The sequence below is a fragment of the Granulibacter bethesdensis genome, assembly GCF_001889545.1.
GTDB classification, from domain to species: domain Bacteria; phylum Pseudomonadota; class Alphaproteobacteria; order Acetobacterales; family Acetobacteraceae; genus Granulibacter; species Granulibacter bethesdensis_B.
On record NZ_CP018194.1, the window covers coordinates 2,386,199 to 2,412,451 of the forward strand.

The 26,253-nt window shown below is 60.1% G+C and carries 26 protein-coding genes; 7 read left to right on the top strand and 19 right to left on the bottom strand.

The genetic code is table 11. The annotated features are described in order from the left end of the window. Positions 1–10: 10 nt before the first annotated feature. Both GbCGDNIH8_RS10970 and GbCGDNIH8_RS10975 read right to left on the bottom strand, forming a co-directional pair. On the bottom strand, positions 11–409 hold the full coding sequence (locus tag GbCGDNIH8_RS10970; RefSeq protein ID WP_072573216.1) for a hypothetical protein: 399 nt from the start codon (positions 407–409) through the stop codon (positions 11–13). Further along, positions 396–1,175 (bottom strand): HesA/MoeB/ThiF family protein, encoded by a 780-nt coding sequence (locus tag GbCGDNIH8_RS10975; protein ID WP_072573217.1) that lies wholly within the window; start codon positions 1,173–1,175, stop codon positions 396–398. The genes GbCGDNIH8_RS10970 and GbCGDNIH8_RS10975 overlap by 14 nt, the downstream gene beginning before the upstream one ends. A 40-nt stretch (positions 1,176–1,215) precedes the next feature. Between GbCGDNIH8_RS10975 and queC the strand changes: the two genes are divergently transcribed. After that, positions 1,216–1,974: a 7-cyano-7-deazaguanine synthase QueC gene (gene queC / locus GbCGDNIH8_RS10980; RefSeq protein ID WP_072573218.1), complete on the top strand. Its 759-nt coding sequence runs from the start codon at positions 1,216–1,218 to the stop codon at positions 1,972–1,974. Here queC and GbCGDNIH8_RS10985 read toward each other — a convergent pair. Together GbCGDNIH8_RS10985 and GbCGDNIH8_RS10990 are read right to left on the bottom strand one after the other, a co-directional pair. Continuing rightward, the gene (locus GbCGDNIH8_RS10985; RefSeq protein WP_072573219.1) at positions 1,896–3,314 is read right to left on the bottom strand and encodes an AmpG family muropeptide MFS transporter; all 1,419 of its coding nucleotides are present in this window, start codon (positions 3,312–3,314) and stop codon (positions 1,896–1,898) included. The two genes, queC and GbCGDNIH8_RS10985, sit on opposite strands and share 79 nt — an antisense overlap. 85 nt (positions 3,315–3,399) lie before the next feature. Next, the gene (locus GbCGDNIH8_RS10990; protein ID WP_072573827.1) at positions 3,400–3,648 is read right to left on the bottom strand and encodes a hypothetical protein; all 249 of its coding nucleotides are present in this window, start codon (positions 3,646–3,648) and stop codon (positions 3,400–3,402) included. Between the two features lie 163 nt (positions 3,649–3,811). Here GbCGDNIH8_RS10990 and GbCGDNIH8_RS12985 point away from each other — a divergent pair, with 163 nt between their 5' ends. After that, positions 3,812–3,961, top strand: coding sequence for a hypothetical protein (locus tag GbCGDNIH8_RS12985; RefSeq protein ID WP_157692636.1), 150 nt, complete (start codon positions 3,812–3,814; stop codon positions 3,959–3,961). On the opposite strand, the gene typA is transcribed toward GbCGDNIH8_RS12985, so the two are convergent. Together typA and GbCGDNIH8_RS11005 are read right to left on the bottom strand one after the other, a co-directional pair. Next, a complete protein-coding gene (gene typA / locus GbCGDNIH8_RS10995) occupies positions 3,962–5,779 on the bottom strand; it encodes a translational GTPase TypA (protein WP_072573220.1) in 1,818 nt (605 codons plus the stop codon). It abuts the gene before it with no gap. A 226-nt stretch (positions 5,780–6,005) separates the two neighbouring features. Further along, a complete protein-coding gene (locus GbCGDNIH8_RS11005) occupies positions 6,006–6,515 on the bottom strand; it encodes a hypothetical protein (protein WP_157692637.1) in 510 nt (169 codons plus the stop codon). Between the two features lie 155 nt (positions 6,516–6,670). On the opposite strand from GbCGDNIH8_RS11005, the gene GbCGDNIH8_RS11010 reads away from it, so the two are divergent. Next, complete coding sequence (locus GbCGDNIH8_RS11010; protein ID WP_025287430.1) at positions 6,671–6,844, top strand: DUF1328 domain-containing protein; 174 nt, start codon at positions 6,671–6,673, stop codon at positions 6,842–6,844. Between the two features lie 76 nt (positions 6,845–6,920). Here GbCGDNIH8_RS11010 and modC read toward each other — a convergent pair whose 3' ends face one another. The 5 genes from modC to GbCGDNIH8_RS11035 form a co-directional block, all read right to left on the bottom strand. Beyond that, the gene (gene modC / locus GbCGDNIH8_RS11015) at positions 6,921–8,006 is read right to left on the bottom strand and encodes a molybdenum ABC transporter ATP-binding protein (protein WP_072573223.1); all 1,086 of its coding nucleotides are present in this window, start codon (positions 8,004–8,006) and stop codon (positions 6,921–6,923) included. Next, a complete protein-coding gene (gene modB, locus GbCGDNIH8_RS11020) occupies positions 8,006–8,707 on the bottom strand; it encodes a molybdate ABC transporter permease subunit (RefSeq protein ID WP_072573224.1) in 702 nt (233 codons plus the stop codon). Before modB ends, modC begins: the two co-directional genes overlap by 1 nt. Positions 8,708–8,740: 33 nt before the next feature. Then, a complete protein-coding gene (gene modA / locus GbCGDNIH8_RS11025; RefSeq protein WP_072573828.1) occupies positions 8,741–9,490 on the bottom strand; it encodes a molybdate ABC transporter substrate-binding protein in 750 nt (249 codons plus the stop codon). Positions 9,491–9,606: 116 nt separating this feature from the next. Next, positions 9,607–11,046: an MFS transporter gene (locus GbCGDNIH8_RS11030; RefSeq protein WP_072573225.1), complete on the bottom strand. Its 1,440-nt coding sequence runs from the start codon at positions 11,044–11,046 to the stop codon at positions 9,607–9,609. Then, the gene (locus GbCGDNIH8_RS11035; RefSeq protein WP_072573829.1) at positions 11,039–13,699 is read right to left on the bottom strand and encodes a DNA translocase FtsK; all 2,661 of its coding nucleotides are present in this window, start codon (positions 13,697–13,699) and stop codon (positions 11,039–11,041) included. Before GbCGDNIH8_RS11035 ends, GbCGDNIH8_RS11030 begins: the two co-directional genes overlap by 8 nt. A gap of 270 nt (positions 13,700–13,969) precedes the next feature. Between GbCGDNIH8_RS11035 and GbCGDNIH8_RS11040 the strand changes: the two genes are divergently transcribed. After that, on the top strand, positions 13,970–15,067 hold the full coding sequence (locus tag GbCGDNIH8_RS11040; RefSeq protein WP_072573830.1) for an alkene reductase: 1,098 nt from the start codon (positions 13,970–13,972) through the stop codon (positions 15,065–15,067). 33 nt (positions 15,068–15,100) lie between these two features. Here GbCGDNIH8_RS11040 and GbCGDNIH8_RS11045 read toward each other — a convergent pair whose 3' ends face one another. The 7 genes from GbCGDNIH8_RS11045 to GbCGDNIH8_RS11075 form a co-directional block, all read right to left on the bottom strand. Further along, positions 15,101–16,603, bottom strand: a complete 1,503-nt coding sequence (locus GbCGDNIH8_RS11045) for an efflux transporter outer membrane subunit (protein WP_072573226.1) — start codon at positions 16,601–16,603, stop codon at positions 15,101–15,103. After that, on the bottom strand, positions 16,600–17,520 hold the full coding sequence (locus GbCGDNIH8_RS11050) for an efflux RND transporter periplasmic adaptor subunit (protein WP_072573227.1): 921 nt from the start codon (positions 17,518–17,520) through the stop codon (positions 16,600–16,602). The genes GbCGDNIH8_RS11045 and GbCGDNIH8_RS11050 overlap by 4 nt, the downstream gene beginning before the upstream one ends. Positions 17,521–17,536: 16 nt before the next feature. Beyond that, positions 17,537–17,731 carry a DUF1656 domain-containing protein gene (locus tag GbCGDNIH8_RS11055; RefSeq protein ID WP_072573228.1) on the bottom strand — a complete coding sequence of 65 codons (195 nt, stop codon included), beginning with the start codon at positions 17,729–17,731 and terminating at the stop codon, positions 17,537–17,539. Continuing rightward, complete coding sequence (locus tag GbCGDNIH8_RS11060; protein WP_072573229.1) at positions 17,728–19,752, bottom strand: FUSC family protein; 2,025 nt, start codon at positions 19,750–19,752, stop codon at positions 17,728–17,730. The genes GbCGDNIH8_RS11055 and GbCGDNIH8_RS11060 overlap by 4 nt, the downstream gene beginning before the upstream one ends. A 6-nt stretch (positions 19,753–19,758) precedes the next feature. After that, the gene (locus GbCGDNIH8_RS11065; RefSeq protein WP_072573230.1) at positions 19,759–20,241 is read right to left on the bottom strand and encodes a MarR family winged helix-turn-helix transcriptional regulator; all 483 of its coding nucleotides are present in this window, start codon (positions 20,239–20,241) and stop codon (positions 19,759–19,761) included. A gap of 124 nt (positions 20,242–20,365) precedes the next feature. Next, complete coding sequence (locus GbCGDNIH8_RS11070; RefSeq protein WP_095206456.1) at positions 20,366–21,688, bottom strand: ammonium transporter; 1,323 nt, start codon at positions 21,686–21,688, stop codon at positions 20,366–20,368. A gap of 183 nt (positions 21,689–21,871) precedes the next feature. After that, positions 21,872–22,210: a P-II family nitrogen regulator gene (locus GbCGDNIH8_RS11075; protein ID WP_025287441.1), complete on the bottom strand. Its 339-nt coding sequence runs from the start codon at positions 22,208–22,210 to the stop codon at positions 21,872–21,874. Between the two features lie 285 nt (positions 22,211–22,495). Here GbCGDNIH8_RS11075 and GbCGDNIH8_RS11080 point away from each other — a divergent pair, with 285 nt between their 5' ends. Further along, a complete protein-coding gene (locus GbCGDNIH8_RS11080; protein WP_253805629.1) occupies positions 22,496–23,740 on the top strand; it encodes a UbiH/UbiF/VisC/COQ6 family ubiquinone biosynthesis hydroxylase in 1,245 nt (414 codons plus the stop codon). Positions 23,741–23,768: 28 nt separating this feature from the next. On the opposite strand, the gene GbCGDNIH8_RS12990 is transcribed toward GbCGDNIH8_RS11080, so the two are convergent. Continuing rightward, complete coding sequence (locus GbCGDNIH8_RS12990; RefSeq protein WP_157692638.1) at positions 23,769–24,050, bottom strand: hypothetical protein; 282 nt, start codon at positions 24,048–24,050, stop codon at positions 23,769–23,771. A gap of 309 nt (positions 24,051–24,359) precedes the next feature. Between GbCGDNIH8_RS12990 and GbCGDNIH8_RS11085 the strand changes: the two genes are divergently transcribed. After that, positions 24,360–25,235 (top strand): phosphoribulokinase, encoded by an 876-nt coding sequence (locus GbCGDNIH8_RS11085; RefSeq protein WP_072573831.1) that lies wholly within the window; start codon positions 24,360–24,362, stop codon positions 25,233–25,235. Positions 25,236–25,328: 93 nt separating this feature from the next. Then, positions 25,329–26,237, top strand: a complete 909-nt coding sequence (locus tag GbCGDNIH8_RS11090; protein ID WP_253736031.1) for an AAA family ATPase — start codon at positions 25,329–25,331, stop codon at positions 26,235–26,237. Positions 26,238–26,253: the final 16 nt, after the last annotated feature.

Genomic DNA, 26,253 nt, shown 5'->3' on the forward strand with positions numbered 1-26,253 from the left:
CAGTCTCCGCTCATATCGACACGATCTGGCAGCCCCGGCTGGCCTCCAGAAATCCGGCAATTCCACCAATCCGCACGCCGGGCAACACATCCTCCGGCATGAGATCAGCCATTTTCAGCCCCGCTTCGCACAGGATCATCGGGATGTTGAATAATGACAGCGCGTCCCGCAACTCCTCCAGCCCGGCCACGCCTTTCGCACAGGTATTCTCATCGCGGCCCGCACCTTCAAGCGCGCTCCAGTCCCGCATCAGGGCAGGGCAGGCAGCCGCGCTGGCAAAGACCACCACCTTCCGTCCCAGCGCCGCCGCACCCGCGGCAAGGCTCAACCCGAAATGAACCCGTGCGTAATCGCCGGAGAGCAGGATCAGCCCAAACCCCTGAGTCTGCTGCGTTTCATCCACGGCCATGCAGCCCCCCGCAGGACGGGCAATGGGGATCACGCGGCAGGCGTATTGTGCGGAAACGACCGGCCAGAGCCTCCCAGATCAACAGCCGTCCTGACAGGCTCTCGCCCATGCCGCAGAGTTCCTTGATCACCTCCGTCGCCTGCAAACTGCCGAGAACACCGGTGACGGCGCCGAGAATCCCGGCCTCCGCACAGCTCGGCACTGCTCCACGCGGCGGAATCTCCGGCGTCAGACAGCGATAGCACGGCCCTTCCGGATCGAGATGCGGGCGAAACGTGGAAAGCTGCCCCTCGAAACGCAGTACTGCGGCAGAAACAAGAGTACGCCGCGCCTGCAAAGCCGCATCCGCCACGATAAAACGGGTCTGGAAATTGTCGCTGCCATCACAGACCAGATCATAGGCACCGATCAGCGAGGCCGCGTTCGATTCGTCGAGACGAGCGACATGCGTTTCAATCCGGACCTCCGGGTTGATCGCCTCCGTCGCCTGACGGGCCGAATCGACTTTCAGCATGCCGATCCGATCGGTACTGTGCGCAATCTGGCGTTGCAGGTTGGACAATTCGACCCGGTCATCGTCGATGATCCCAATCGTACCAACCCCCGCCGCCGCCAGATACAGCAGCAGGGGTGATCCCAGCCCGCCAGCCCCGACAACCAGCACGCGGGCCGCTTTCAGGCGCGCCTGCCCTGTCGCCCCCATTTCGGGCAACAGGATGTGCCGCGAATAGCGATGGATTTCCGGTTCAGTCAGATCAATCGTCATAATGCTTATCATAGGCACTGCAATCGGGCAGAGGGAGAGTATGACCGAGACAAAACCGATTCCCGGCCTCGCCCTGCCCCGCAACGACCATGCGCTGGTGCTGTTTTCCGGCGGGCAGGATTCCACCACCTGCCTCGCCTGGGCGCTGGAGCGCTTCGCCCATGTGGAGACGATCGGCTTCACCTACGGCCAGCGACACAGCGTCGAAATGGAATGCCGGGGCCAGGTGCGGAAGGCACTCGCGCAAATGAGCGGCCTTTCCGGCGCTGAATGGGGCAGCCGTCTGGGTGAGGATCATGTGCTGGATCTGGGCAATGCCCTGCACCATGTCGGGCAGAGCGCCCTAACCGGACGTTCACCGATCGAGATTGGTCAGGGCGGCTTGCCAACCAGCTTTGTGCCGGGCCGCAACCTGATTTTCCTGACCTATGCCGCCGCTCTGGGCTGGCGGCGCGGGCTGCGCCGGATTGTCGGGGGCATGTGCGAAACGGATTACTCCGGTTACCCCGATTGCCGCGACGATACGATCAAGGCCATGCAACTGGCGCTGAATACCGGCATGGAGGCGCATTTCGTGCTGGAAACACCGCTGATGTGGCTGACCAAGGCCGAGACATGGTCGCTGGCCCACTCACTGGGCGGACCAACCCTTGTCGCCCTGATCGAGGAAGAAACCCATACCTGCTATCTGGGGGATCGCAGCCAGCGCCATCCATGGGGTTATGGGTGCGGGGAATGCCCGGCCTGCGCGCTGAGAGCGGAAGGCTGGCGCGAATGGCAGGCGGCTTCTTCTGCCTGATCCTCCGCATCCGGCCGGGTTGCAAGCCAGATCATGATGGCCATCGCCGGCAAGGCCGACAGCGTGCAGGCGGCATAAAAACCATGCCAGCCTAACCAAACCGCCAGAAATCCGGACGCACCCGCCACCGTATTCAACGGCAGGGCGGACAGCGAAGACAGCAGGGCATATTGCGTCGCGCTATGCCGGGGTGTGCACAGGCCGGACAGGTAGGACAGGAAAGAAGCGCTGGCCAGACCACCGACAAAGGCCTCCACCGCCACTGTGCCGACCAACGCCATCCGGCTGCCCTGCGCATAGCCAAGCGCCAGATAGATCAGGATCGCCAGGGTCTGGATACATCCGGTCAGAACCAGGGCCCGCATGGTGCCCAGACGCTGCTGAAGCCAGCCTCCCGCCGCCACGCCCGCCAGACCGGCGAACAGGGATGGCGTATTGGCAAGAGCCACATCCGCCTTCTGATATCCCATGGCCCGGTAATAAGGAGGCAACATCTTTCCTGCCAGCGCCTCCCCCAGATGGAACAGCGTCACGAAGCATAGCGCCGCGATGCTGTATGGCTTGCGCAACATGTCCACCAGCGGCGCTTTCATGGCATGCAGACGCCGCTGCCAGCCTGTCTCAAGCGTCACGGTCTCAGGGATAGGCGGGATCGCCGGTTCCGTCGCCAGCAGCGTCACCACCATGCCAAGCGCACTCAGCGCACCCACGGCAAGCAGGGCCACATGCCAGCCTGCCAGACTGGCCAGCCCGATCACCCCGGCATTGCCGATCAGCAGCGCCATGCGATAACCCCAGACATAGCCTGCCAAAGCAGGGCCTTGCCCGCGACGGCCAAAAGTCTCAATCCGCCATGCATCAATGACAATGTCCTGACTGGCAGAAAAAAACGCCATGGAGGCAGCCAGACCGATGGTGAGGAAAGGCGTCGCATGGGGATCGGTCATGGCCATGGCGAGGATGCTGGCTGTCAGCACCGCCTGCACAAACAGCAGCCATCCACGCCGACGTCCCAGACGTCGCAACGGGCCAGGCGGGCGGACATAATCCGCAACCGGCGACCAGAGAAATTTGAGCGAATAGGCCAAGGTGATCAGGGAAGACAGACCAATTGCCTGCAAGGACAGGCCGCTATCGCTCATCCACTGGCCCAGCGTGAAGTGGCACAGCGGGAAGGGCAGACCACTTGCAAGTCCGTACAGACCAATCAACCAGAGGCGACGATCTGTCAGGGAAATCATGGCAGCACCCGGCGCGGCTGCCGCATCAGCAGGGGTTGGCAATCCGGTCATCCATGCGTCATGCCCTGCCTGGAAGAACACGGCAAGACGCAGCCTCATCCTCCACCAGTCCGAACGCTGTACAGCAAAACGCCGGCCCCGGTACAAGACCGGACCCGGCGTCGCCTGTCAGCAGAAGCGCGAATTACTGCGCGGCAGCCGGAGCAGCGGCGTCAGAAGACTTCGCGGCCTTGCTGTGATGACCAGCGTGCTTGGCATGGTGCTTCTTGCCGTGGGCCTTCGCCGGAGCGGCTTCGGTGGTGGCCGGAGCAGCAGCAGCAGGAGCCGCCGCAGCCGGAGCAGCGGTTTCGGCGGACTGAGCGAAAGCGGGGGCGGCAAAAGCGAAACCAGCCAGCAGGGTGGCGGTCAGGATCGCATGGCGCTGAATGGTCATGTCTGTCTCCATCGAAAACTGGAAAGAACGAAACATGCGGTACACCCGGTGGGAGCATATGAAGCCGACGCGTCCCTCACCGAGACTGACCGTCCGCACCGCACAGCATCTAGCTTAAGCACACAAGCTTTGTTCCGACTATGGGATGAAGCTTAACAGGAAGATGAAATTATGGTTAGAAACGCCTGCAAAAACAGCACAAAAACAAATTTCTGTTACATTCTTGTATTACTGTCATAACAAAACACCCGCCTTGGTTAAGGCGGGTGTTCTTGGCCAAATGATGACATATTGGACAGGTGGCGCAGCCTGATCAGGCCGCATCACCCGAGCGCTGGGCTTTTTTGCGCTCATTCGGATCAAGATGGCGCTTGCGCAGACGCACAGCACTCGGCGTCACCTCGACCAGTTCATCATCCTCAATATAGGCGATGGCCTGTTCCAGGCTCATCTTGCGCGGCGGAACCAGCAGCAGGGCCTCGTCCTTGCCGGCAGCACGGATGTTGGTCAGCTTCTTTTCCTTGATCGGATTCACATCCAGATCGTTCTCACGGGAATGCTCGCCGATGATCATGCCGACATAGACTTTCTCGCCGGGATCGACGAACAGCACGCCACGATCCTGCAGCGCGAACAGCGCATACTGCACGGCTTCACCATCGGAATTGGAAATCAGCGAGCCATTGCGGCGCCCTTCCAGCGTGCCCTTGTAGGGGCCATAGCCGGAGAACAACCGGTTCATGATCCCGGTGCCACGCGTATCGGTCAGGAATTCCCCGTGATAGCCGATCAGGCCACGGCTGGGGATCAGGAAGGTCAGACGCACCTTTCCGCCGCCGGAGGGACGCATCTCACGCAGTTCGCCCTTGCGGCGGGACATTTTCTCGACCACGACGCCGGAGTAAGGCTCGTCCACATCGACCAGCACTTCCTCCATCGGCTCCTCACGACCATTCTCGGTCTCCCGGAACAGCACACGGGGGCGGCCGATCGCCAGTTCAAAGCCTTCGCGACGCATGGTCTCGATCAGCACGCCGAGCTGAAGTTCACCACGGCCCGCAACCTCGAACGCATCGCTTTCAGCGCTTTCGGAGATGCGAATCGCGATATTGCCTTCAGCCTCGCGCATCAGACGGTCACGAATCTGGCGGGAGGTCACCTTCTTGCCCTCACGGCCCGCCAGAGGACCATCATTGACGCGGAAGGTCATCGCCAGGGTCGGCGGATCAACCGGGATCGCCACCAGCGGCGCTTCCAGTTCCGGCGCACCGATGGTTTCCGGCACCGTCGTGTCGGACAGACCGGCAATGGCGATGATGTCGCCTGCCTCGGCTTCGTCCACCGGCACACGATCCAGGCCACGGAAGCTCATCAGCTTCGTCAGGCGACCGGTTTCCACCACCGAGCCATCAGCACGGAGCGCCTTGACCGGCATGTTCAGCTTCGCGCGGCCCTGCTCGACACGACCGGTCAGGATACGACCCAGGAAGTTGTCGTATTCCAGAATTGACGCGACCATGGCGAAGGGCGCTTCCTTGTCCAGCTGCGGCGCGGCCACATGACGCAGGATCAGGTCGAACATCGGATTCAGGTTTTCGCGCGCGCCTTCCAGAGACTCGTCAGCCCAGCCCTGACGGCCCGACGCATACAGAACCGGGAAATCGAGCTGCTTTTCATCCGCGTCGAGAGAGGCGAACAGGTCGAACACCTCGTTCAGCACTTCATCCGGGCGGGCGTCGCCGCGATCGACCTTGTTCACCACGACGATGGGACGCAGGCCGCGGGCCAGCGCCTTGCCGACCACGAATTTGGTCTGGGGCAGCACGCTTTCCGCGGCATCGACCAGCACCAGCGCACCATCCACCATGTTCAGGATACGCTCGACCTCACCGCCGAAATCGGCGTGGCCCGGGGTGTCGACAATGTTGATGCGGACATCGTTCCACATCACGCTGGTGCATTTGGCGAGGATGGTAATCCCCCGCTCCCGCTCCAGGTCATTGCTGTCCATGGCGCGTTCAGCGACCTGCTGGTTCTCACGGAAGGCGCCGGACTGCTTCAACAGCTGATCGACGAGGGTGGTCTTGCCATGGTCGACGTGCGCGATAATGGCGATATTACGGATGTCCATGCATAATCCGAGGCTGAGCGCAGCCCAGGGAGCCGCGCGGCGGCGAGGCAGAGGGCCATCCCCTTCTGCGTTTCAGCAGAAGAAAAAGACTGGCCGCCCACCAGACCTGTTGCGTTGCGGCGCACAGATAAAGGCTTGTCCCGTCCGTTGCGAGACAAAAAGCCGCATAGCTCCCCTTCCCGGCGTTTTTTTCATCCCGCCGGCGCATTCAGGTCACTGCCGCCAATCACGGATGCTGGGTGGAAAGCACCTGTAATGCGGCATCAACCTGTACCCTTGCACCGGCAAAATCCTTCTGGGCCAGTGCTGTCAGGGCTGAGTTGATCGTCTGGATCACCGGAGACTGATCGACCGGATGCGTATCAGTCGCCAGGACGGAACGATCGAGCAAACGGGTCTGGGCACGCTCCATCGATTCCTGCGCCAATCCGCTCTGCTTCTGTTGCAGCGCCTTCAGCGCCACCCGCAGGAGAGCAACAGGCCCGTTCGCATCCTCCGGCACCGGCAGGCTGGGAGCAATGGTCGAGCGGGTATCGGCCGGATCAATATTGCTGGCCTTGTCGGAGCGCGGCAGTGAACTGCCGGTGCCGATCACGTTCCCCGGACGGGCACCATCAGATGTGCTGCTATCCGCATGCGCACACTGAACCGATCCCAGCAGTAGCATGGCGGCCACCAGCGCCGCCACACCGGCAGAGCGGTTATGAGACAGTCGATCATGGTTATGTTCGTGCATGGCCTCGTTCCCCATTAAATCTGCGGCCCCCTCTGACGGGCCGCCCCAGGTCACAATCCAGAGACGTATTCAGTTTGCCAACACGATTATAGCGCAACCATGTCCGGATTCTGAACGTTTCGTATGGTGTATGGGTTTATAAATAGGGGGTAACGATGCTCAAGCTGGCGCTGTTTTTCCTTGTGGTTTCGCTGATTGCGGGCCTGTTCGGATTTACCGGGATCTCGGCGGCCTCCGCCGGAATCGCCAAAATCCTGTTCGTTATCTTCCTGATTGTGTTCGTGGTGCTGCTGGTCATGGCATTGGCGGCCGGAAAAGCCATTCTATAGCGGTCATTTCACACTCAGGCGAAACAACGGCTCTCTGTCCCAACCGACAGGGAGCCTTTTTTCGTGGCCGCCTCCATCAGGGGCCCAGGACATCCACCGCCACCGATTTGATCAGGGCCAGCACATGTCGACCGGGTTCAAGACCAAGCCGCTGAACCGCATCACGAGTCACCCGGGCCAGAAGATGGCCCCCTGGCAAAGCCAGCCTCACCAATGCTTCCTGTGTCGTTCCGGTCCTGCCCTGGAGATTGGCAGGCTGCCAGTCGGTCATCACAACGGGCAGAATATTGTGCAGGCTGATATGACCGGGTGCCTCTGCTGCAACAATCACATCGGCGGCCGGTATCCTGACCCGCAGGCCCGTTCCCGGCGGCAGAGCCTGTAACGGCACCAGCACCTCCGTCCCGGCACAGGACAGCACGGTCAAACCACGATCGGGCATATGGCCGGATACCACTGCTTCCAGAACCGCACCGGCCTCATGGCCGAAACAGCCCGACAACGCCGGATCGGATGAAATAGAGTCCAGCAATCCGCTCGCCCGCACGCGGCCCGTTTCCAGCACCACCACATGATCCGCCAGATACGCCATTTCCGGCAGAGCATGCGTCACATACAGGATCGGCAATCCTGCTGCTTTCAAACGGCGCAGGACCGGCAGAATGTCCTGCTTGCGCGCCTGATCAAGACTCGCCAGCGGCTCATCCATCACCAGCATATGGGGACGGGACAACAACGCCCGACCAATCGCCACACGCTGACGTTCTCCACCCGACAACGTGGCGGGACGACGCTTCAGCAGAGCACCGATACCGAGCATGGTCATGATGTCGTCCCACGACAGGGGGAAATCTCCGGGTGGAGCACGGCGTGCGCCGTATTCGAGATTGCCCAGCACCGAAAGGTGCGGAAACAGGCGAGCATCCTGAAAAACCACTCCGATCCTGCGTCGCTCTGGCGGTAAATCATGTAGATCAAGGCCACCGACCCGCAGATGCAGATGGTCAGGCCGCATCAGACCGGCCACCGCCATGGCAATGGTCGACTTTCCCGCCCCGGAAGGACCAAACAGCACAGTGCATCCACTGCCTGCAAAGCAGATGTCGATTGCTGTTCCGGGAAACTGGTGATGCAGCCGGACTTCCAGCCGGGCCGATGACATCAGCTTCCCAACCGTCGCCGCATATGGCGGTTCACATATTCCGCCAGCCCCAATCCGCCCAGCGCCAGCAGCAGCGACAACAGGGAGAGGCGCGCCGCGGTCACATCCCCCTCCGGCGACTGCAAGGCGCTGTAGATCGCAAGCGGCAAGGTCTGGGTCTGGCCGGGAATATTCGCCGCAAAGGTGATCACCGCCCCAAACTCCCCAAGGCAGGCGGCATAGGCGGTGATGGCCCCGCTCAATAAACCGGGGGCTGCCAGCGGCAGGGTCACCGTCACGAACCGGTCCCATGCTCCGGCCCCCAGAGAACGCGCAGCCTGTTCCAGACCCGGATCAACTGCTTCCAGCGACTGACGGATAGCCCGGATCAGAATAGGCAATGTCATGACCGCGCAGGCCAGACTGGCGCCCGCCGGGGTAAAAGCAAGCCGGATACCGAACCAGTGATGCAGAAGGCTCCCGACCGGTCCCTGCACGCCGAATACCACCAACAGCAGCCAGCCTGTGACCACCGGGGGCAAAACCAGCGGCACATGCACCAGCAGATCCAGCATTGCACGACCGGGAAACCGCCAGCGCGCCAACACTGTCGCCAGCAGCAGCGCGACCGGCAGACCCATGCACAATGCCCGCGCTGCCACCGACAAGGTCAGCCGCAGCGCCACCCATTCATCACCGGAGAGCGGAAACGGCCAGATCATGCCGACCGCATCTGCATAACAGCGATACCCGTCTCAAAGCCCCCGGAAGCCATAGCGGGCAAAAATCGCAAGCGCCTGCTCTCCGCGCAACCAGTTCCATACGGCTTGCGCAGCCGATGTATTCCCATTGGCCAGAACAGCCATGGGATAGATGATCGGATCATGGGTTTTCGCCGGAAATGTCGCCGCAACCGTCACGCCCTGGGCTGCTGACACATCAGTGGCATAGACGATCCCGGCCGCAGCCTCACCCCGCGCCACCAGTTGCAACGCACCCCGCACATCTGCCGCCACCGCCAGGTGATCCGCCACACTATCCCACAATCCCAGACTGGTCAGAGCCTGACGGGCATAAATTCCGGCCGGCACATGGGATGGATCCCCCACTGCCAGCCGCCCATCCCCCAGCAGAGCCTTCAGTGCCTCTTTCCGGCTGAGATCAACCGTCTGCGCTTTCGCACGCGGGACCACCAGCACCAGCGTATTGGCCAGCAGATCAACCCGCGTATTGCGGGCGAGCAGGTTTTTAGCCGCCAGCACATCCATCCATTTCTCATCGGCGGAGATGAAAATATTGGCGGGCGCCCCTTTCTCGATCTGCCTTGCAAGGGTGGAGGAGGATGCAAAAGACAGGGTCAGGCCAGTTTCTCCCTCCCCTCGGAGAACCGCATCAGCCTCTTTCAGCACATCGGTCAGGCTTGCCGCCGCAAAAACCGTCACAGTCGCACTGTCTGCCGACGCCCGCGATGATTTCAGGATCATTGGACCCAGGGCGGCGCTCATGAGCAGACCAGTACCCAGGCGACGGCGTGATATGAGCATCATACGCTTCCCATCGTTATGACCTTGTCAATATATCGCCTTGTCATTGCTGCTGCCAGCCAACAAGACTGCCTGCCTTAACGCTTTCCAGCCCCCGACATTTCCGCGCCTGCCGTGCGCCCCATACCCAGAGCTGTCGGGGCGGCCAACAAGGCAATCCCGCCGATCAGCAGAAAAGCGACCGAAAAATCCGCGAGACCCGGTTGAGTACGGTCATGAATGGCCATGGCCATTTCCAGTGCTCCCGCCCCTGCTGATACGCCAATTGTCAGGGAAAGCTGCTGGATCGTTGAATATAGGCTGGTCGCGGCACTCATCCGGGCCGGCCCGACCTCGGCATAGGCAAGTGCATTATAGGCGGTGAATTGCAATGAGCGCAGAAACCCTGCCGGAACCAGCAAGCCATAGACCAACACCAGCGGCCAGGAAGGACGCAACGCCGCCACCAACGCCACCAGCACCGCCGAGCCAATCCCGTTCCAGAACAGCGTATCGCGGAAACCCCATTGCCGCAGCACCCGCGCCGCCACAGCTTTCATCGCCAGCGCTCCCACGGCGCTGGCCAGCGTAATGGCACCGCTTTTCAGGGGCGTCATCTCGAAACCCACCTGAAGCATCAGCGGGAGCAGGAAGGGAAAAGCACCCGCTGAAATCCTGAATAAGGTTCCGGAGATTACTGAAACCCGGAATGTCGGCAAACGCAGCAAGCCCGGATCCAACACCGGCCTCTCCCTGCCACGCGCATGGCCGAGATAGAGGACGGCACAAAGCAGACCGGCCATGGCCAGCAACACCGTGACCCATGGCGGCACCACACCCCGCCCGACCGTCTCCATGGCCGCCATCAGCAATGCCACTGCGCCACCGGACAGCATCAGGCCGCGGGCATCGAACGGGCCGGGATCAGGGGCGCGCACATCCGGCACACGCAGCGTCACCATGACGATACCGAGCAGGCCAACCGGAATGTTGATATCGAACACCCATGGCCAGGAGGCATATTGCACGATCAGCCCGCCGAGCGGCGGCCCCACCACCGGCCCGACCAAAGCCGGGATTGTCACCCATGCCATGGCATTGACCAACTGTTGCCTGGGAACGGTACGCAGCAGCACCAGTCGCCCGACCGGCACCATCATCGCACCCCCCAGCCCCTGCAGGACACGGGAAGCGACCAGCATGCCGAGCGTGGTGGAATACCCGCACAGCACTGAGCCAAGCGTAAAAATTCCGATTGCAGCGCGAAACACATTGCGTGCCCCGAACCGATCCGCCACCCAACCGGAAGCAGGGATAAAAACCGCGAGGCTCAACAGATAGGCCGTCAGGGCCATGCTCATATGAACCACCGGTACACCAAATTGCCGCGCCATGGCGGGCAGGGCGGTGGCAATCACGGTGCCATCCAGATTCTGCATGAACAGCGCACAGGCAACGATCATTGCCGTCACGCGGCTGGACGTCGTGACCACACGCTCCCCGCCGCTTGTCCCATTGCGGGCGCTGTCTTCAGTCATCCTCACGCGGGGTACGGCGGACCAGCACCTCACGTTTGCCGACATGGTTGGCGGGGCCGACGATGCCTTCTTTCTCCATCTGCTCGATCAGCTTCGCGGCGCGGTTATAACCGATGGACAGATGGCGCTGGATGAAGCTTGTACTGGCCTTGCCTTCCCGTGCCACCAGCGCAACGGCCTGATCGAACAGACCTTTCTCCCCGTCTCCAGCCCCGCCTATGCCGGGAAGCATGGAGCCACCATCCTCATCGCTGCCCTCGGTGACTTCCTCGACATAATGAGGCTCGCCCTGCGCACGGAGAAAGTCGACCACCTTCTCCACCTCGCCATCCGAGACAAACGGACCATGCGTGCGCAGAATGCGTCCGCCACCAGCCATATAGAGCATGTCGCCCTGACCCAGCAGCTGCTCTGCTCCCTGCTCGCCCAGAATCGTGCGGCTGTCGAACTTGCTGATCACCTGGAAGGAAATACGCGTCGGGAAATTGGCCTTGATGGTGCCCGTGATAACATCCACGGACGGGCGCTGCGTCGCCATGATGACATGAATACCGGCGGCGCGGGCCATCTGCGCCAGACGCTGTACTGCGGCCTCGATCTCCTTGCCTGCGACCATCATCAGATCGGCCATTTCATCGATCACCACGACGATGAAAGGCAGCGGCTCCAGCGCCAGCTGCTGCTCCTCGAAAGTCGGGCGGCCTGTTTCGGGGTCGAAGCCGGTCTGCACCCGACGGGTCACGACCTCCCCCCGCGCTCTGGCTTCAGCCACACGCTCGTTATAGCCAGTGACGTTACGCACGCTGAGCTGGCTCATCGAGCGATAGCGGCGCTCCATTTCCCGCACGACCCATTTCAGCGCCGTCACCGCCTTGGCCGGTTCGGTCACCACCGGGGACATCAGATGCGGGATGCCATCATAGACCGACAGTTCCAGCATTTTCGGATCGATCAGGATCAGACGGCACTGATCGGGCGACAGGCGATACAGCAGCGACAGGATCATCGCATTGACCCCGACCGACTTGCCGGACCCAGTCGTGCCGGCAATCAGCAGATGCGGCATGCGGGCCAGGTCGGCCACAACCGGCGCACCGCCAATATCCTTGCCGAGCGCCAGTGCCAGACGGCCCGGATGACGCATCGCCTCATCCGCGCCGAGCAATTCGGCAAGATACACCGTCTCCCGTTTATCGTTCGGCACCTCGATACCGATGACGTTTCGTCCCGGTACCGTGGCGATACGCACCGCCAGCACCGACAGGCTGCGGGCGACATCCTCCGCCAGGCCGATCACACGGGCGCTGCGGATGCCGGGGGCCGGTTCCAGCTCATACAGCGTCACCACCGGGCCGGGGCGGATATCGCGGATCGCCCCCTGCACCCCGTATTCGCCCAGCACCGTTTCCAGCAACCGGGCATTTTCCTGCAACATCTCGTCACTCGGGCGATGACCGCCACGGGGGGGAGGCTGCGTCAGCAGGTCGAGCGGCGGCAACTGCCAGCCTGGCTCTTCCTCCACAACATGCCGCCCCGAACGACCGGACGGTGCAGCACTCTGCGCTGACAGGGATGATGCCCGCACAGGCGGAGCCGCCATGATGCGCGGATCCGGCCTGATCCGCGGCGGTGCAGGCACCCCGACCGGTTCGGGAGGCAACGCTGCCTGCCTCTGCCGCTCGTCAAAGTCCTCGTCGGAGAAATAGAGGTCGTCCTCATCATCCCGCAGGGCGTCATCGGCAGGCTTCCCCCCGGCGGCCCCACCCCTGGCGGGCCCACTCCCGGATGGCGTGCGTTCCTGCGCCTTCTGGCGGGCACGGACGGTGCGGGAGGAACGGGTTTCCTCCCGCACACCCTGTTCCATCACCGTCATATCATAGCGGAGATGCCCCTCCGCATCGTCCTCATCATCCACCAGCCGGACCGCACGCTGTTTCAGCCGCCCCAGCAGACCGCCACCCCAACCGAACAGGCTGCGTGAGCGAGACATGGCCGGACCGATATGGTCACCATAAACCGATGACAGGGACGCCGCTCCACGCCCTGCCGCCCGCCATTCCCCCGCAGAAAGGCCAAACGCCAGAAAGACCAGCAGGATGGCCAGGCCAAGCCCTGCCACCCAGATCAATCCATCCCCCAGCGGCCCCAGCACTGCATGCCCGGCCCGGAGCGAAGTACCGGCCAGCAGATCGCCGCTCAATCCGCCCAGGCCAGCGGAACTTGGCCAGTTCCGATGCAAGGCAGGAACCAGTTGTCCCACGGCCGCCACCACGGCAGACACAACCGGCATGGCAGCAATCAGACTGCCGAACCGCAAGATCACACTGCCCAGTCCGCGATGGGACGCAATCCGCCATGCCCAGATCAGCATCGCCAGCACTGGCAGGATCGCCGCCACACCAAACCCCTGCAACAACACATCGGCCAGCATGGCCCCGGCACGGCCTGCCAGATTGGTTGGCTCCTGCCCTGTCGCAGTGTCGAAGGAGGGATCGTGCGGGTTATAGGTTGCCAGCGCAATCAGCAGCGCCAGCGCAACGAAGCCCAGCAATAATCCGCCCATCTCCGCCATACGGCGGTGAGCAAGCGCTTTCAGGGCGGGGGACAGGAAACGTTTTGCCTGCCTCTGACGTGGCGAGGTCACGACGGCCATCTGGTCTCCACTGTTCAGCAAATGTTTTAATCTTACCCGACAAGTCCCTGATCAGCAAAGGGCTGATACCGCATCTATCCGTACCGTGATGAGATGTGTGACAAGGAAAACAGCCGGTTCGCACATGGTATCGAACCGGTCCATCATCAGGAATGTTCACGCTGGACTTTGGCAGGGTTGCGACCGGCAGACAGCATCCCCACTACCAATATCATTGCCCCGTCAGCAGCACGGGCATTTTTATCCCACGATCCGGAAGGATTTTTATCCATGTCGTCCACTACCCTTTTCTCTGCTGGTCGGATTGGCGCCATACCGGTTGCAAACCGTGTTGCCATGGCTCCCCTGACACGCGCCCGTGCAGGCATGGACGGGGTGCATACACCGCTGGCAATTGCTTACTATCGCCAACGCGCCTCTGCCGGCTTGATCATCAGCGAAGCCACCAATATTTCGCGGCAGGGACGCGGCTATGCCTTCACCCCCGGCATATATACCGATGCTCATGTCGCCGCCTGGCGTCCGATTGTTGATGCCGTGCATGAAGCAGGGGGACGCATCGTCATACAGCTATGGCATGTCGGGCGCATTTCTCACACCAGCCTGCAGGAAAACGGACAGCCCCCTGTCGCACCCTCCGCCATTCAGGCGGGGCAGACGACGTTCACCGAATCAGGCCCGGCCCGGCCCTCCATGCCCCGTGCGCTCCATATCGATGAAATCCCCGGCATCATCGACGATTATCGTCATGCCGCACGTCTGGCCAAAGATGCAGGCTTTGATGGCGTGGAAGTGCATTCCGCCAATTGCTATCTGCTGGAACAATTCATCCGTGACAGCACCAATCATCGCGACGACGCCTATGGTGGCTCAATCGAAAACAGAACCCGCCTGTCTTTCGAGGTCACACAGGCTGTTGCCGAAATATGGGGCGCAGACCGCGTCGGCATCCGTCTGTCTCCCATGACACATTCCGCGGGTGATACCCCGCTCGACAGTACTCCGGCAGAAACATACGGATTTCTGGCAGAGCGGCTCGGCACGCTGGGCCTGGCCTATCTGCACTGCATCGAAGGCAATACGCGTGAGACCAACGCCAAGGATGCTTTCGATTATCAGGCCCTGCATCGTGCCTTCGGTGGCGCCTACATCGCCAATAACAGTTATGATCGCGATCTGGCGCTGGATGTGATTGCATCCGGGCATGCCGACATGGTGGCATTCGGGCGGCCCTTTATCGCCAATCCTGATCTGGTGGAGCGGCTCCATCGCAATACACCGCTCGCCACAGCATCTCAGGACGTTTTCTACGGTGGCGGCGCAGAAGGATACACGGATTTCCCGACCCTGACCGGTACTGGAAACTGACGGAGGAGTCTCCTCCTCCCCCCTTTTGACGTCTTAGTTCGGGGCTTTTTCTTCCTTGACCGGATTGCCCATTCCCAACGGCAATCCGGTTCTCTGGAGCAGCCCGGTTTCAACCTTCGGATCGTTGAAAGTCACATTCTGCCATCCACCACCCAGCGCCTTGTAAAGCTGGATCGTATTGCGGATGCGGTCGAGTTTGCTGATGGCAACAGCATCTTCTGCAGCCAGTGCAGAACGCTGCGCATCCAGCACCCTCATATAACCGGTCAGTCCATGTTCATAGAGAGTGCGGGACTGAACAAGTGCCTTCTGGCTCTGTGCCTGCGCCTCCAGCAGATTTTTATCCCGCTCCTGCGCTGTGGAGAAATTGACCAGCGCATCCTCAACCTCACGCAACGCGATCAGCACTGATTGTTCATACGTGATCCGCGCCGCTTCCGCTTCGGCCTGGGCTGCCGTCAGGCGGGCATGACGACGGCCCCCGTCAAACAGAGGTTGTGCAATGCCGACCCCCATCATCCAGGTCATGCTCGCCGCGCTGAACAGCCGGTGCAGTGTCGAGCTCATCGGCTGCACCTCAATCGGGATCGTGAAACGCGGATAAAGCTGGGCCTTTGCAACACCGACCTGGGCAAGAGCCATTGCATACTCCCGCTCCACCCGCCTGAGATCAGGGCGATCAGCGATCACCTGCGCGGGCAGCAGAACCGGCAGGGCGGGCGGCACCGGCAGAACAGGGGTCGGTTGCAGTAACTCCGCCTCCAGCGCGCCGCCGGGCGGCTTGCCAATCAGCACACCGATCGCATGCGCAGCCATGGCAATCATCGCATGCAAAGGTGGCTCGGTTGCCTTGATCGTCTCCAGCTCCGCCCTGGCCTGTGACAGATCGAGGGTCGAGCGTATTCCCTGACCGACCTCTTTCGAGACCAGATCAACAATATGCTGTGCGGTGGCTTCGTTTTTCCGTACGATCTCCAGCCGGAGCTGACTGGCCCGCAACACTGCATACTGGCTCGCCAGCTCGGAAATCAGGCTGACCAATATGGCGCGTCTGCCCTCCACCAGCGCATCGGCACTGGCCTTGGCAGCCTCCACCATTCGTCTGGTGCCTCCGAAAATATCCAGCTCCCAACTGGAATCAAAAGTCGTATCCCAGTAACGGTAAGCAATCTGCGGCAGCCCCGGCCATTGCATCGTGCCTGAATATCCACGGCTTTGCTTGGTACCACTCAGATTGATCTGGGGATACCAGCCGGCCACCGCATTTTCCCGCTCCGCACGGGCCATGATGATGCGTTGCTGGGCAATGGCCAGACTGTGATTATTAGCAATAGCATCATCAACCAGCCGATCCAGTACCGGATCATCAAATGAGCGCCACCATTCTGCCAGGTTGATGCGATCCCGCGATGTCGCGTGCTCATGCTTCTCCGTCCAGTCAGGCGGGATATCAGTTTTTGGTTTCCTGAAATCGGGACCGACTGTGCAAGCCGAGAAAAATACCGCGAGGCCCAGGGGAAGGATAAAACGACTCACAGATGATCTTCCAGCCACTGAACGGCACGTCCGGCAGCGGTCTGGTCCTGATCGGCTTCATTGCCGAGCGCCACAGAGCAGGTCATGCCGGCTGCCAGCGTAATCGATTTCGGAACCTTATCGATATGAACCCTGACCGGAATACGCTGCGCCAGACGGACCCAGGTGAACACGGGGTCCACATCCGGCAGACCGAGATTATCCAATGCCTGATTCTTGTCGTTGACCCCGCGACCGATACTGTCGACATGGCCGGACAGAAGTTCCGCATACCCCATCAGCTTGATGCGCGCAGGATCACCGGGCTTGATATGATGCAGTTTCGTTTCTTCGAAATAGCCATAAATATAAAAGCTGTCCGCATCGATCATTGCGAGCAAAGGATGGCCAGCCGTTGCATAATCTCCAACCCGGAGTTGAAGATTCGTCACATAGCCATTGACCGGGGCATACAGGACAGACCGCTCCAGATTCAGCTTGGCAACATCCAGATCGGCTTTCGCTTTTTCTACCTCTGCTGCTGATACGGTAGCCGTAGTACGGAACTGTTCCTGTTCTTCAGGGGAGACAATCCCCGTCAAACCCTGCCGCCTCTTCACATCGGCCTGATGGTTCCGGTACCGTGCCTGGGCACTGTCCAGCGCAGCCTGAGCCTGCGCAATGGCCAGACGAAAGCGGATCGGATCGAGTTCGAACAGCACCTCCCCCTTATGCACAAACTGATTGTCCCTGACGGCAACCCTGGTCACATATCCAGGCACCTCCGGGCCTATGGAAACGACATAAGCGCGGACACGCCCGTCACGCGTCCAGGGTGCCAGCATGTAGACACGCCACAGCATGGCACCCAGCCATATTGCCACAGCAACCGCTGTCAGCGTGATCATGACGCGAACAACATATTTCAGAAATCGCATGATCAGGACTTCAACCCTATGCGTAGAGAACAAGCAGGGACAGGATCGACACATAAACCGCCAGCTCAAACAGCGGCGGGTGCCAGATGAATTGCAACAGCCCGGTCAGTCGCCAGAAAGTGCGCAGAAACGCAAACAGCACCAGTGCCATCACGCCGTACACAGTGATGGGGGCCACCAGAACACCCCAAATATTGACTTCATGTATCATGACTGCGGAACCTGCCTGCTTCCTTCCAGCAGAAGCATATGAAGCTCGGCCAGCGATGCCGCAGTCCGGAGCAAATGCGGATCATGCCCCCCGACTGCCGTCACCTCCCTGCATGCATGGTCAGCAAAGTCGGCAGCACATTGCGGCTGACGGCGCAGGACGGACAGCAGCCTTTGCACGGCAGGACGGGCGGAAACCGGAATAATGCCATGCTCGATAGCATGCCTGATCTTGAATATCTCCCGCCCTGTCAGCACCAGTGCGGCTGATCCCCGGCCTATCCGCCGCCGCTCCGGCCCTGCGGGAGGCAAGCGGGCGGAAATACGCATCAGTTTCTGATATTGCGGATATTCCCAGGTCAGGTGGGAGGCAGGCACTTTTTTACGGGCAGCATCCGATACTCCTCTCCATAGGGACAGGGTCGCCAACCGAATGGACATATCGAAACTGGGAGGCACCAGAATCATAAAGGCTATATTGGCCGCCAGAGCACCAATCATACTGCTGAAAACCGAATTCAGAAATCCAGTCAGATTATAGTGAATGGGATTGGCGATCGGACTCAGCACGGCATAGAACAGCATGACCGACACAGCGAGCGCCGCATGTCGCCCGCTTGCCTGCATATAGCCGCATAACATCACGACAGGCATATAGGCCATCAGCAGCAGCGGAAATCCGTCCATACGCACCAGAATGCCATATACCAGCACGAAAGACAGGACACTGGCGATCAATGTTCCTTGCAGGAATGCTTTCATCATTCCGGATGGATTATCGGCCGTTGCTGCCAGAGCAACGATAATCGCGGTCATCACAATTGCGCTGCCCCCGCCGGGCCATTCCGTATAAATCCAGAACAATCCCAGCAATTCAGCAGCCAGAAATGCACGCAATCCACTGCGCAAAGCAGTCGCATGATCGCGCCATAACGGTAGCCTGACACGTCGAATTTTCTGCACCCGTGGATCAGCAAGCCGTGCAATCATCCGCAACTGCCGTGCAGTGTCATCAAGAAGATTGACCAGCCCAAGCGATTTCAGACAATCCGTATGATCGGCAAATTGCCCCAGTTCCACACGCATGTTGGAGGATGCGGCAACCAGGCGTCGCAACTCCTGAGCATTATCTGGCATGTGCTGAATCAGACCGGACAACATGCGGCGTAAACAGGCTGCAGCCTGTGCGGTCTGCGGGTCATCCGACAGTGCCTGCAATCTCTCTCCGATCCGCATGCAGCTTACCGTCACGGATGTCATGAGACCAAATAGCTGCCGGAACGCATTGGCGCGACGGGCGACCTCACTGCTCTCCGCCGCGCCGAACTCCACCGCCTGATCGTAGGAGGCAATGCGGAACAGCAGGTGACGGCGCGTGTCAAGAATCTTTTCTTCAGAGGCCCCATCCCTGACTATCGCCAGCAATCCCAGCAGATCCCGCAGGGACTGCATGGCATCTGCCTGAAGCCTGTTCTCAGAAGTAGCCGGCTGAAGCAGCATCGTCACCAATGCGCTGCATAAAATCCCCAGCGACACCACGGACAGCCGGTCCAGTGCGACACTGAAAATCGTATCCGGGTGGGCCAGCACGTCGCCGAAGCCTATCAATGCAATGGTATACCCTGCCAGCGCCGCACTATAAGCACGAAAATAGCGCAAAAGGTTGGAGATATAGCTGCAACATCCTGTCCAGACGGCAAAAGCAGACAGATACAGCAGCGGTGACTGTACAAACAGCGCGACAGCCATAATACTGGCCACGCAACCCAAAATCGTCCCCAGAAAACGCCACAGGCTTTTGGACAGAATCGCACCCCGCATCGGGCTTGCGACAATAATCGTGGTAACAAGGGCTGACGAAGGATTGTCAAATTGCAGAAAATAAGCGGCATACAGGGCAAGCGACCCACTTAGGGCCAACCTCAACGCATAAAAAAAGGCCGATGATCTTAGAAAGCCGGGCAACCAGGCACCCGTATCCGACGCATCCTGGCCGACGACTGTATGTGATACCACCGCCATGCCCTGTCAGCAGCCTTCTTTCATCTGCGACAAGGCACCCGCCACATCCCCTATCCGATCCTCTGTCAAAACTTGTTCCAGATCAGAAAGGGTCTTGATGCAAACAGTCAATTGCTTTGGCTCTATCAGCGCCATCAGAGCCTGGTCAGTCCTGCGACAGATTGTCAGAACCTGATCGAGGACGCGCTTTCCCTCCGTCGTCATGCGCAGCAGTTTGGAACGGCGATCTGCCGGATCTTCATAACGCTCGATCAGGGATTGCCCTTCCAGCAGATCAAGCAAACGCACCAGAGAAGGGCTTTCTATATCCAGCATGCGCGCCAGTTCCACCTGCCGCACCCCATCCCCGCCAGCCCGGCCCAGATAAAAAAGCGGGCGCCAGGTTGCTTCGGTCAGTCCGAAATGGCTCACATTCCGCGTGATCTCACGCCGCCACGCAGTCGTGACGCGATGCATCAGGCGGCAGAATTCTCCGGGGGGACTGTCCATAACAATTCATTAGAATACTATTTTTTAGAAGGCTATGAATATTATACCTAGCTGCCCATACAAAAAAAAGGGGAAGCCGAAGCTTCCCCCTGAAAGTTGATATGAAGAACGAGGCTTAAAGCAATCAGCCCAGACGTTCGCCATGGAGCGTAACGTCGAGACCTTCGACTTCCTCTTCCTGCGTTACACGCAGGCCGATGACGACATCAATGATCTTGAGCAGGATGAAGGTCATCACGCCACTCCAGACCAGAGTGATACCAACAGCCTTGGCCTGAATGATCAGCTGCGGAATGCCGCCGACCACACCGGTGGGAGACGCATCCGTCGCCGAAAGCGGGCCGTAGGCGAAAATACCGGTCAGCAGGGCGCCGGTAATGCCACCGATACCATGGACACCCCAGGCATCAAGGCTGTCATCATAGCCGAGCATGTGCTTCAGGCTGGTAGCGCCCCAGAAGCAGATGGCACCAGCGATCAGGCCGATCAGCACAGCCGGGCCAGGCAGCACGAAGCCAGCGGCCGGGGTGATGGCGACCAGACCGGCCACAGCACCGGAAAGCGCGCCCAGCACGGTCGGTTTGCCACGGACAATCCATTCCACCACGATCCAGCCAATCGCCGCACCGGCGGCACCCAACTGGGTAGCAACAGCCGCCATCGCAGCACGACCACCTGCGCTGCCGGCAGAACCGGCATTGAAGCCGAACCAGCCCACCCACAGCAGGGAGGCACCGATCAGAGCGTAGGAGAGATCGTGCGGTGACATATCATCACGGCCATAGCCATAGCGCTTGCCAAGCACGAGCGCACAGACCAGACCGGCCACACCGGCATTGATATGCACGACCGTCCCGCCGGCGAAGTCAGCCGCCCCCATGCCGGCCAGCCAGCCATTCGACGCCCAGACCCAGTGTGCAACAGGGCTGTAGACGATCAGCGACCACAGGACGATGAACACCAGATAGGCACTGAACTTCATACGATCCGCAAACGCACCGGCGATCAGCGCTGGCGTGATGATCGCGAAGGTCATCTGGAAGAACATAAAAAGAGATTCCGGGATCGTCATGCCTGCCATAGGCGCATCACTGCCCTTGACGATATGGTCGGCAATGCCGTTCAGCAGGAAGCGGGACATGTCACCGACATAGGCATTGCCCGTACCGAAAGCGATGCTGTAGCCAGCCACCATCCACACAATGGACAGCACGGCGGCCGCGGAAAAGGCCTGCATCATCGTCGCCAGAATGTTCTTCTTGCGCACCATGCCGGCATAGAACAGGCCAAGACCCGGAACGGTCATCATCAGCACGATCACACTGCTGATCAGCATCCACGCGGTATCACCGCTGTCGATCTTCGGCGTATCAGCCCAGGCGGGCATAGCCGCGAAAAGTGGCAGTGCCGCAGCGGCGGCACCCAGCCCCAGCTTGCGGCTCCCCATCCTGCGGCCTGGTAACCGCGCCTGTGCCCGGCAGTTTTCCGGGCAAGGAAGATCAGCTTTCATTCTTTGGTGTCCCCCAATGAAACACATACGCCGCGCATGCGTGGGCCAGCATTCTTTGCATCCCCGCCTTGTGGCGCTTTTTTGACTGCTCTGGGTCTTCAATGATGTCGCGAAACGGCTTTACAGCGCGTCCGCATCCAGTTCTCCGGTGCGGATGCGAACTGCGCGTTCGATATCGAGCACAAAGATCTTGCCGTCACCGATCTTGCCGGTATTCGCCGCTTTCATGATGGCTTCGACCACCTGTTCGGCAAGGCTGGCAGGAACAGCAACCTCAATCTTTACCTTCGGCAGAAAACTTACGTGATATTCCGCCCCACGATAGATTTCAGTCTGGCCTTTCTGACGGCCAAATCCTTTGACCTCCGTCACGGTCAGCCCCTGCACGCCAAGCGGCGTCAGTGCTTCCCGCACATCGTCGAGCTTGAAGGGCTTGATAACAGCCACAATCAGCTTCATCCCGGTGCTCTCCTTCCCTTGGCGAATACGCCACTGCGATTTGCGGGGCGTGTCCTACACGGGCAGGCCCCGTGATGTACAACGCACTGCATGCGAAATCTGTATAATCAAAAACCGTGCCGGGACGTTGCATCCCTGCATTTATCGACGGATGAGCCTATAATGATCAGAGAACTGCAACAGGCTGCCCATTTTGTACGCAATTCAAGACCCTGATCGCTCGTTTTACGAACGATCCGGTTTGAACGGGAAACGATATATCTGATGGTCCACGCCCTGCCTGACATGCCGCCTTCTTCTGAAGACACCCTGCTGGAAGCCGATCTCTGCATCGTAGGGGCTGGTCCGGTGGGTGGGACTCTCGCCTGTCGGCTGGCGGCTGCCGGCCTGCGTGTTGCGATCATTGACAAAGCGTCCTTGCCGCCCATGGAGCATCCGGCCTTTGATGGCCGAGCCTATGCGATTGCTGCCGGGGTCAGGAATTTTCTGGCTGAGGCAGGACTCTGGGATCTTCTGCCGGATGTACCCTGCCCCATTCACGGCATACGTGTATCGGATGGCAAGGTTGGACGCCCGGCCTCACCGCTGCATCTGCATTTCGACCATGCGGAAACAGGACAGGACAGCACCAGCGATCAGGCCTTCGGCTGGATGGTGGAAGCCCGCGCCCTGCGCCGCGCGCTGAACCAGCGGCTGCATGATGACCCGTCGATCCATCTGTTTGCCCCTGCCGAATATGACATACAGCGCACGGAAGAAGGTGTGAGCATCCATATCACCCCACAAGGCCAAACGCCCGTGCAGCTTCGCTGTGCGCTGGTCATCGCCGCGGAAGGGCGGCAAAGCCCGCTGCGACAGCAAGCCGGTATCCGGGTCACGAAGCTGGGATATGACCAGATCGGCATGGTCTGCGCCGTGGCACACGAGCATCCGCACAACAACATTGCTCTGGAGCATTTTCTGCCCGGCGGCCCCTTCGCCCAGCTACCGATGAGCGGCCTGGCTGACACCCCCCATATTTCGGCCATCGTCTGGACCGAACGGGGGGCCGTTGCACAGCGTCTCGCTGTACTGGATGACGAGCGTTACACGAGGGAATTACAGCGTCGGCTGGGCAACCATCTGGGCACCATCAGACTGCTGGGCCGCCGCTGGAGCTATCCACTCAGTGCTCTGCATGCACATCGTTACTATGATACGCGCCTGCTGCTGGTGGGCGACGCCGCTCACGGTATTCATCCTATTGCCGGGCAGGGCCTGAATCTCGGCTTTCGGGATGCGATGACACTGGCCGATATGCTGATCGAGGCACATCAAACCGGGCAGGATTTGGGGAATACGCTCCTGCTCACCGCCTATCAGGCGGCACGTCGCCCCGCCAATCTTGCCATGCTGCTGGCAACCGACGCGCTGGACCGCTTATTCAGCACTGATCGACGTCCAGTCCGGCTGGCACGCGATCTCGGGATTGCAGCGGTACACCGCCTGCGCCCGCTGAAGCAGTTTTTCATGCGGCAGGCGATGGGATAAAGGTCCCGACAGGCAGCCGGCAAGCCTTTCAGGAGGAACGCAGCGCCTCCAGCTCCTGCCGCAGTTCCGCGACGCAGCGTTCCAGTTCCTCGATCCGCTGCTCCATCCGTGTGCGCAGCTGGCTGCGTGGTCCCTGAACAGTGAACCAGGAGCGACCACCACTCATTGCCGCCTCCCCACAGACACGGGGGGACAAAGCCTCGGAACTGGTAGTGGGGGCAGGAACGGCAGAGGCAGCACGGGCACGCTCGGCCGAACGGTCAGTCACGTGCCTTGAACGGCCCGGGCGACCAGAGGGCAAAGTCGTCATCGCTTATCCTCCCTTCCCGTCTTCTGCATTGGAGACAGAACGAATTATTTGCGGTTGCGTTGCATTTGGGAAGAGATTTTTTCATCCTTCCCTATAAAATCTTTCCAAAAATTTCTTTATGGTACCATAACAGGAAATAAATACCTCTTATAGGGAAGCCACTTCTGCGCCGTTCTGGACCGAAAAAGACCACAGGCCATGTTTTTTCAACAGCTTGTGATGAAGCAACATTTACAGGAAGGTTCCGGCGACCGAGACTGTCCCTGTCAGGAGAGGTTTAAAACCCGTTATCCATGTCTGCCATCGCATATGTCTGAACGTCATCCCATCATTTCCGTCACCGGCTCCTCCGGCGCTGGCACGACCTCCGTGCGCAATATTTTCGACCATATTTTCCGTCGGGAAGGCATTCACGCTGCCTATGTCGAAGGGGATGCGTTCCACCGTTATGACCGGGACGAAATGAAGCGGCAGGCAGACCGCGCCATGCGTCAGGGCAACCCGCATTTCAGTCATTTCGGCCCGGAAGCAAACCTGCTGAAACAGCTTGAAAACCTGTTTCACCAATATGGGACGACCGGTACCGGGCAAACCCGGCACTATATCCATGATTTCGATGAGGCCGCCCAGTTCGGCCAGCCCCCCGGCACATTTACGGAATGGGAGCCACTGCCGGAAGACACCGATCTGCTGTTCTATGAAGGGCTGCATGGCGCGCTGGTGTCGGATGGCGTCAATACAGCTGCCCCCGCCGACCTCAAGATCGGTGTGGTGCCGGTCATCAATCTGGAATGGATCCAGAAAATTCACCGCGACCGCTCGGCCCGGAAATACTCCACCGAACAGGTCATGGAGACAATCCTGCGACGCATGCCGGATTACGTGCATTATATCTGCCCGCAATTCACGCATACGGACATCAACTTTCAGCGCGTACCAACAGTTGATACCTCCAACCCGTTCATCGCCCGCGCCATTCCAAGCGCCGATGAATCCATCGTGGTCATCCGGTTCCGCGATCCGCGCGGAATCGACTTTCCCTATTTATTATCGATGATCGCGGGCAGTTCCATGTCGCGGGCCAATTCCATCACCATACCCGGCGCCAAGCTGGAACTGGCGATGCAATTGATTCTGACACCGATCATCCTGCAACTGGTGGATCGGGGTCGGCAGGCGCGATAAGACCGATCCCTACCACAGGGGATTGCACTCGGTGCCGCAAAGCTGTTGAAAAGAGTTGCCTGTTTCAAAGCTGGAGCAACCGCTATTTCATCCGTGTCTGAAATCGAGCCGATCATCGATCTGCAAAAGGAACTGGAAAACGCCGGTGTGCGGGAGGTGCTGGAAGCACTCGATCAGGAAATGATCGGCCTGGCACCAGTGAAAAGTCGCCTGCGGGAAATCTGCGCCCTGCTGCTGGTCGATAATGTCCGTCGCCGTCATGGGCTGATGAGCGAAGCGCCGAGCCTGAACATGGCGTTCACCGGCAATCCCGGCACCGGCAAGACCACTGTCGCCGCCCGAATGGCGGGGGTGCTGTATCGTCTGGGTTTCACCAGCCGCGATCGCCTGGTCAGTGTGACGCCGGATGATCTGCTGTCAGACACGATCGGCCAGACCGCCCAGAGAACCAAGGATGCCATCACCCGCGCAGCCGGCGGCGTGCTGCTGATCGATCAGGCGCATTTCCTGTTGCGGGGTGATAACGGTTTCGGCCAGGAAGCGCTGGAAATCCTGTTACAGGTGATGGAGCGCCCGGAAGCCGAGGTGGTGTTCATCCTGACCGGATACACCAGAGAAATGCAGCTTCTGTATTCCAGCATGGCGGGCATCCGCAGCCGTATCGCCCATCATATCGAATTCCCCGATTACGATGAGGAAGAATTACTGGACATCGCCGAAGCAATGCTGATGCGCCAGAATTACCGTTTCAGCGACAGCGGACGGGAGGCCATGATCCGCTTCATCGCTCAACGACGCACAGAACCGTTCTTCGGCAACGGCCGCACCATCCGTAACGCGCTGGATATCGCCCGTCTGCGGCAGGCCAACCGTCTGGTTGCCATTGGCGGGCAGGTTACTCCCGCCCAGCTTCAGACCCTTGAAGCCCCGGACGTGCTGGGGGAACGGCTGTTTGCCCATCCCGCGCCTTCCTCCCTCTCCGGTTCTGATAACCGGGCCTGAGAACGCTTCCCTTCCT

Coding starts and splice junctions, on each gene's coding strand:
- GbCGDNIH8_RS11035 (WP_072573829.1), bottom strand. CDS start 13,699: ATGGCCGTCGTGACCTCGCCACGTCAGAGGCAGGCAAAACGTTTCCTG.
- GbCGDNIH8_RS10970 (WP_072573216.1), bottom strand. CDS start 409: ATGGCCGTGGATGAAACGCAGCAGACTCAGGGGTTTGGGCTGATCCTG.
- GbCGDNIH8_RS11070 (WP_095206456.1), bottom strand. CDS start 21,688: ATGGGGAGCCGCAAGCTGGGGCTGGGTGCCGCCGCTGCGGCACTGCCA.
- GbCGDNIH8_RS11050 (WP_072573227.1), bottom strand. CDS start 17,520: ATGCGATTTCTGAAATATGTTGTTCGCGTCATGATCACGCTGACAGCG.
- GbCGDNIH8_RS11080 (WP_253805629.1), top strand. CDS start 22,496: ATGCCGCCTTCTTCTGAAGACACCCTGCTGGAAGCCGATCTCTGCATC.
- GbCGDNIH8_RS12985 (WP_157692636.1), top strand. CDS start 3,812: ATGAAATTATGGTTAGAAACGCCTGCAAAAACAGCACAAAAACAAATT.
- GbCGDNIH8_RS10975 (WP_072573217.1), bottom strand. CDS start 1,175: ATGACGATTGATCTGACTGAACCGGAAATCCATCGCTATTCGCGGCAC.
- GbCGDNIH8_RS11060 (WP_072573229.1), bottom strand. CDS start 19,752: ATGGCGGTGGTATCACATACAGTCGTCGGCCAGGATGCGTCGGATACG.
- GbCGDNIH8_RS12990 (WP_157692638.1), bottom strand. CDS start 24,050: ATGACGACTTTGCCCTCTGGTCGCCCGGGCCGTTCAAGGCACGTGACT.
- queC (WP_072573218.1), top strand. CDS start 1,216: ATGACCGAGACAAAACCGATTCCCGGCCTCGCCCTGCCCCGCAACGAC.
- GbCGDNIH8_RS11005 (WP_157692637.1), bottom strand. CDS start 6,515: ATGCACGAACATAACCATGATCGACTGTCTCATAACCGCTCTGCCGGT.
- GbCGDNIH8_RS10985 (WP_072573219.1), bottom strand. CDS start 3,314: ATGAGGCTGCGTCTTGCCGTGTTCTTCCAGGCAGGGCATGACGCATGG.
- GbCGDNIH8_RS11075 (WP_025287441.1), bottom strand. CDS start 22,210: ATGAAGCTGATTGTGGCTGTTATCAAGCCCTTCAAGCTCGACGATGTG.
- GbCGDNIH8_RS11065 (WP_072573230.1), bottom strand. CDS start 20,241: ATGGACAGTCCCCCCGGAGAATTCTGCCGCCTGATGCATCGCGTCACG.
- GbCGDNIH8_RS11010 (WP_025287430.1), top strand. CDS start 6,671: ATGCTCAAGCTGGCGCTGTTTTTCCTTGTGGTTTCGCTGATTGCGGGC.
- modA (WP_072573828.1), bottom strand. CDS start 9,490: ATGAGCGCCGCCCTGGGTCCAATGATCCTGAAATCATCGCGGGCGTCG.
- modC (WP_072573223.1), bottom strand. CDS start 8,006: ATGTCATCGGCCCGGCTGGAAGTCCGGCTGCATCACCAGTTTCCCGGA.
- GbCGDNIH8_RS11030 (WP_072573225.1), bottom strand. CDS start 11,046: ATGACTGAAGACAGCGCCCGCAATGGGACAAGCGGCGGGGAGCGTGTG.
- typA (WP_072573220.1), bottom strand. CDS start 5,779: ATGGACATCCGTAATATCGCCATTATCGCGCACGTCGACCATGGCAAG.
- GbCGDNIH8_RS11040 (WP_072573830.1), top strand. CDS start 13,970: ATGTCGTCCACTACCCTTTTCTCTGCTGGTCGGATTGGCGCCATACCG.
- GbCGDNIH8_RS10990 (WP_072573827.1), bottom strand. CDS start 3,648: ATGACCATTCAGCGCCATGCGATCCTGACCGCCACCCTGCTGGCTGGT.
- modB (WP_072573224.1), bottom strand. CDS start 8,707: ATGATCTGGCCGTTTCCGCTCTCCGGTGATGAATGGGTGGCGCTGCGG.
- GbCGDNIH8_RS11085 (WP_072573831.1), top strand. CDS start 24,360: ATGTCTGAACGTCATCCCATCATTTCCGTCACCGGCTCCTCCGGCGCT.
- GbCGDNIH8_RS11055 (WP_072573228.1), bottom strand. CDS start 17,731: ATGATACATGAAGTCAATATTTGGGGTGTTCTGGTGGCCCCCATCACT.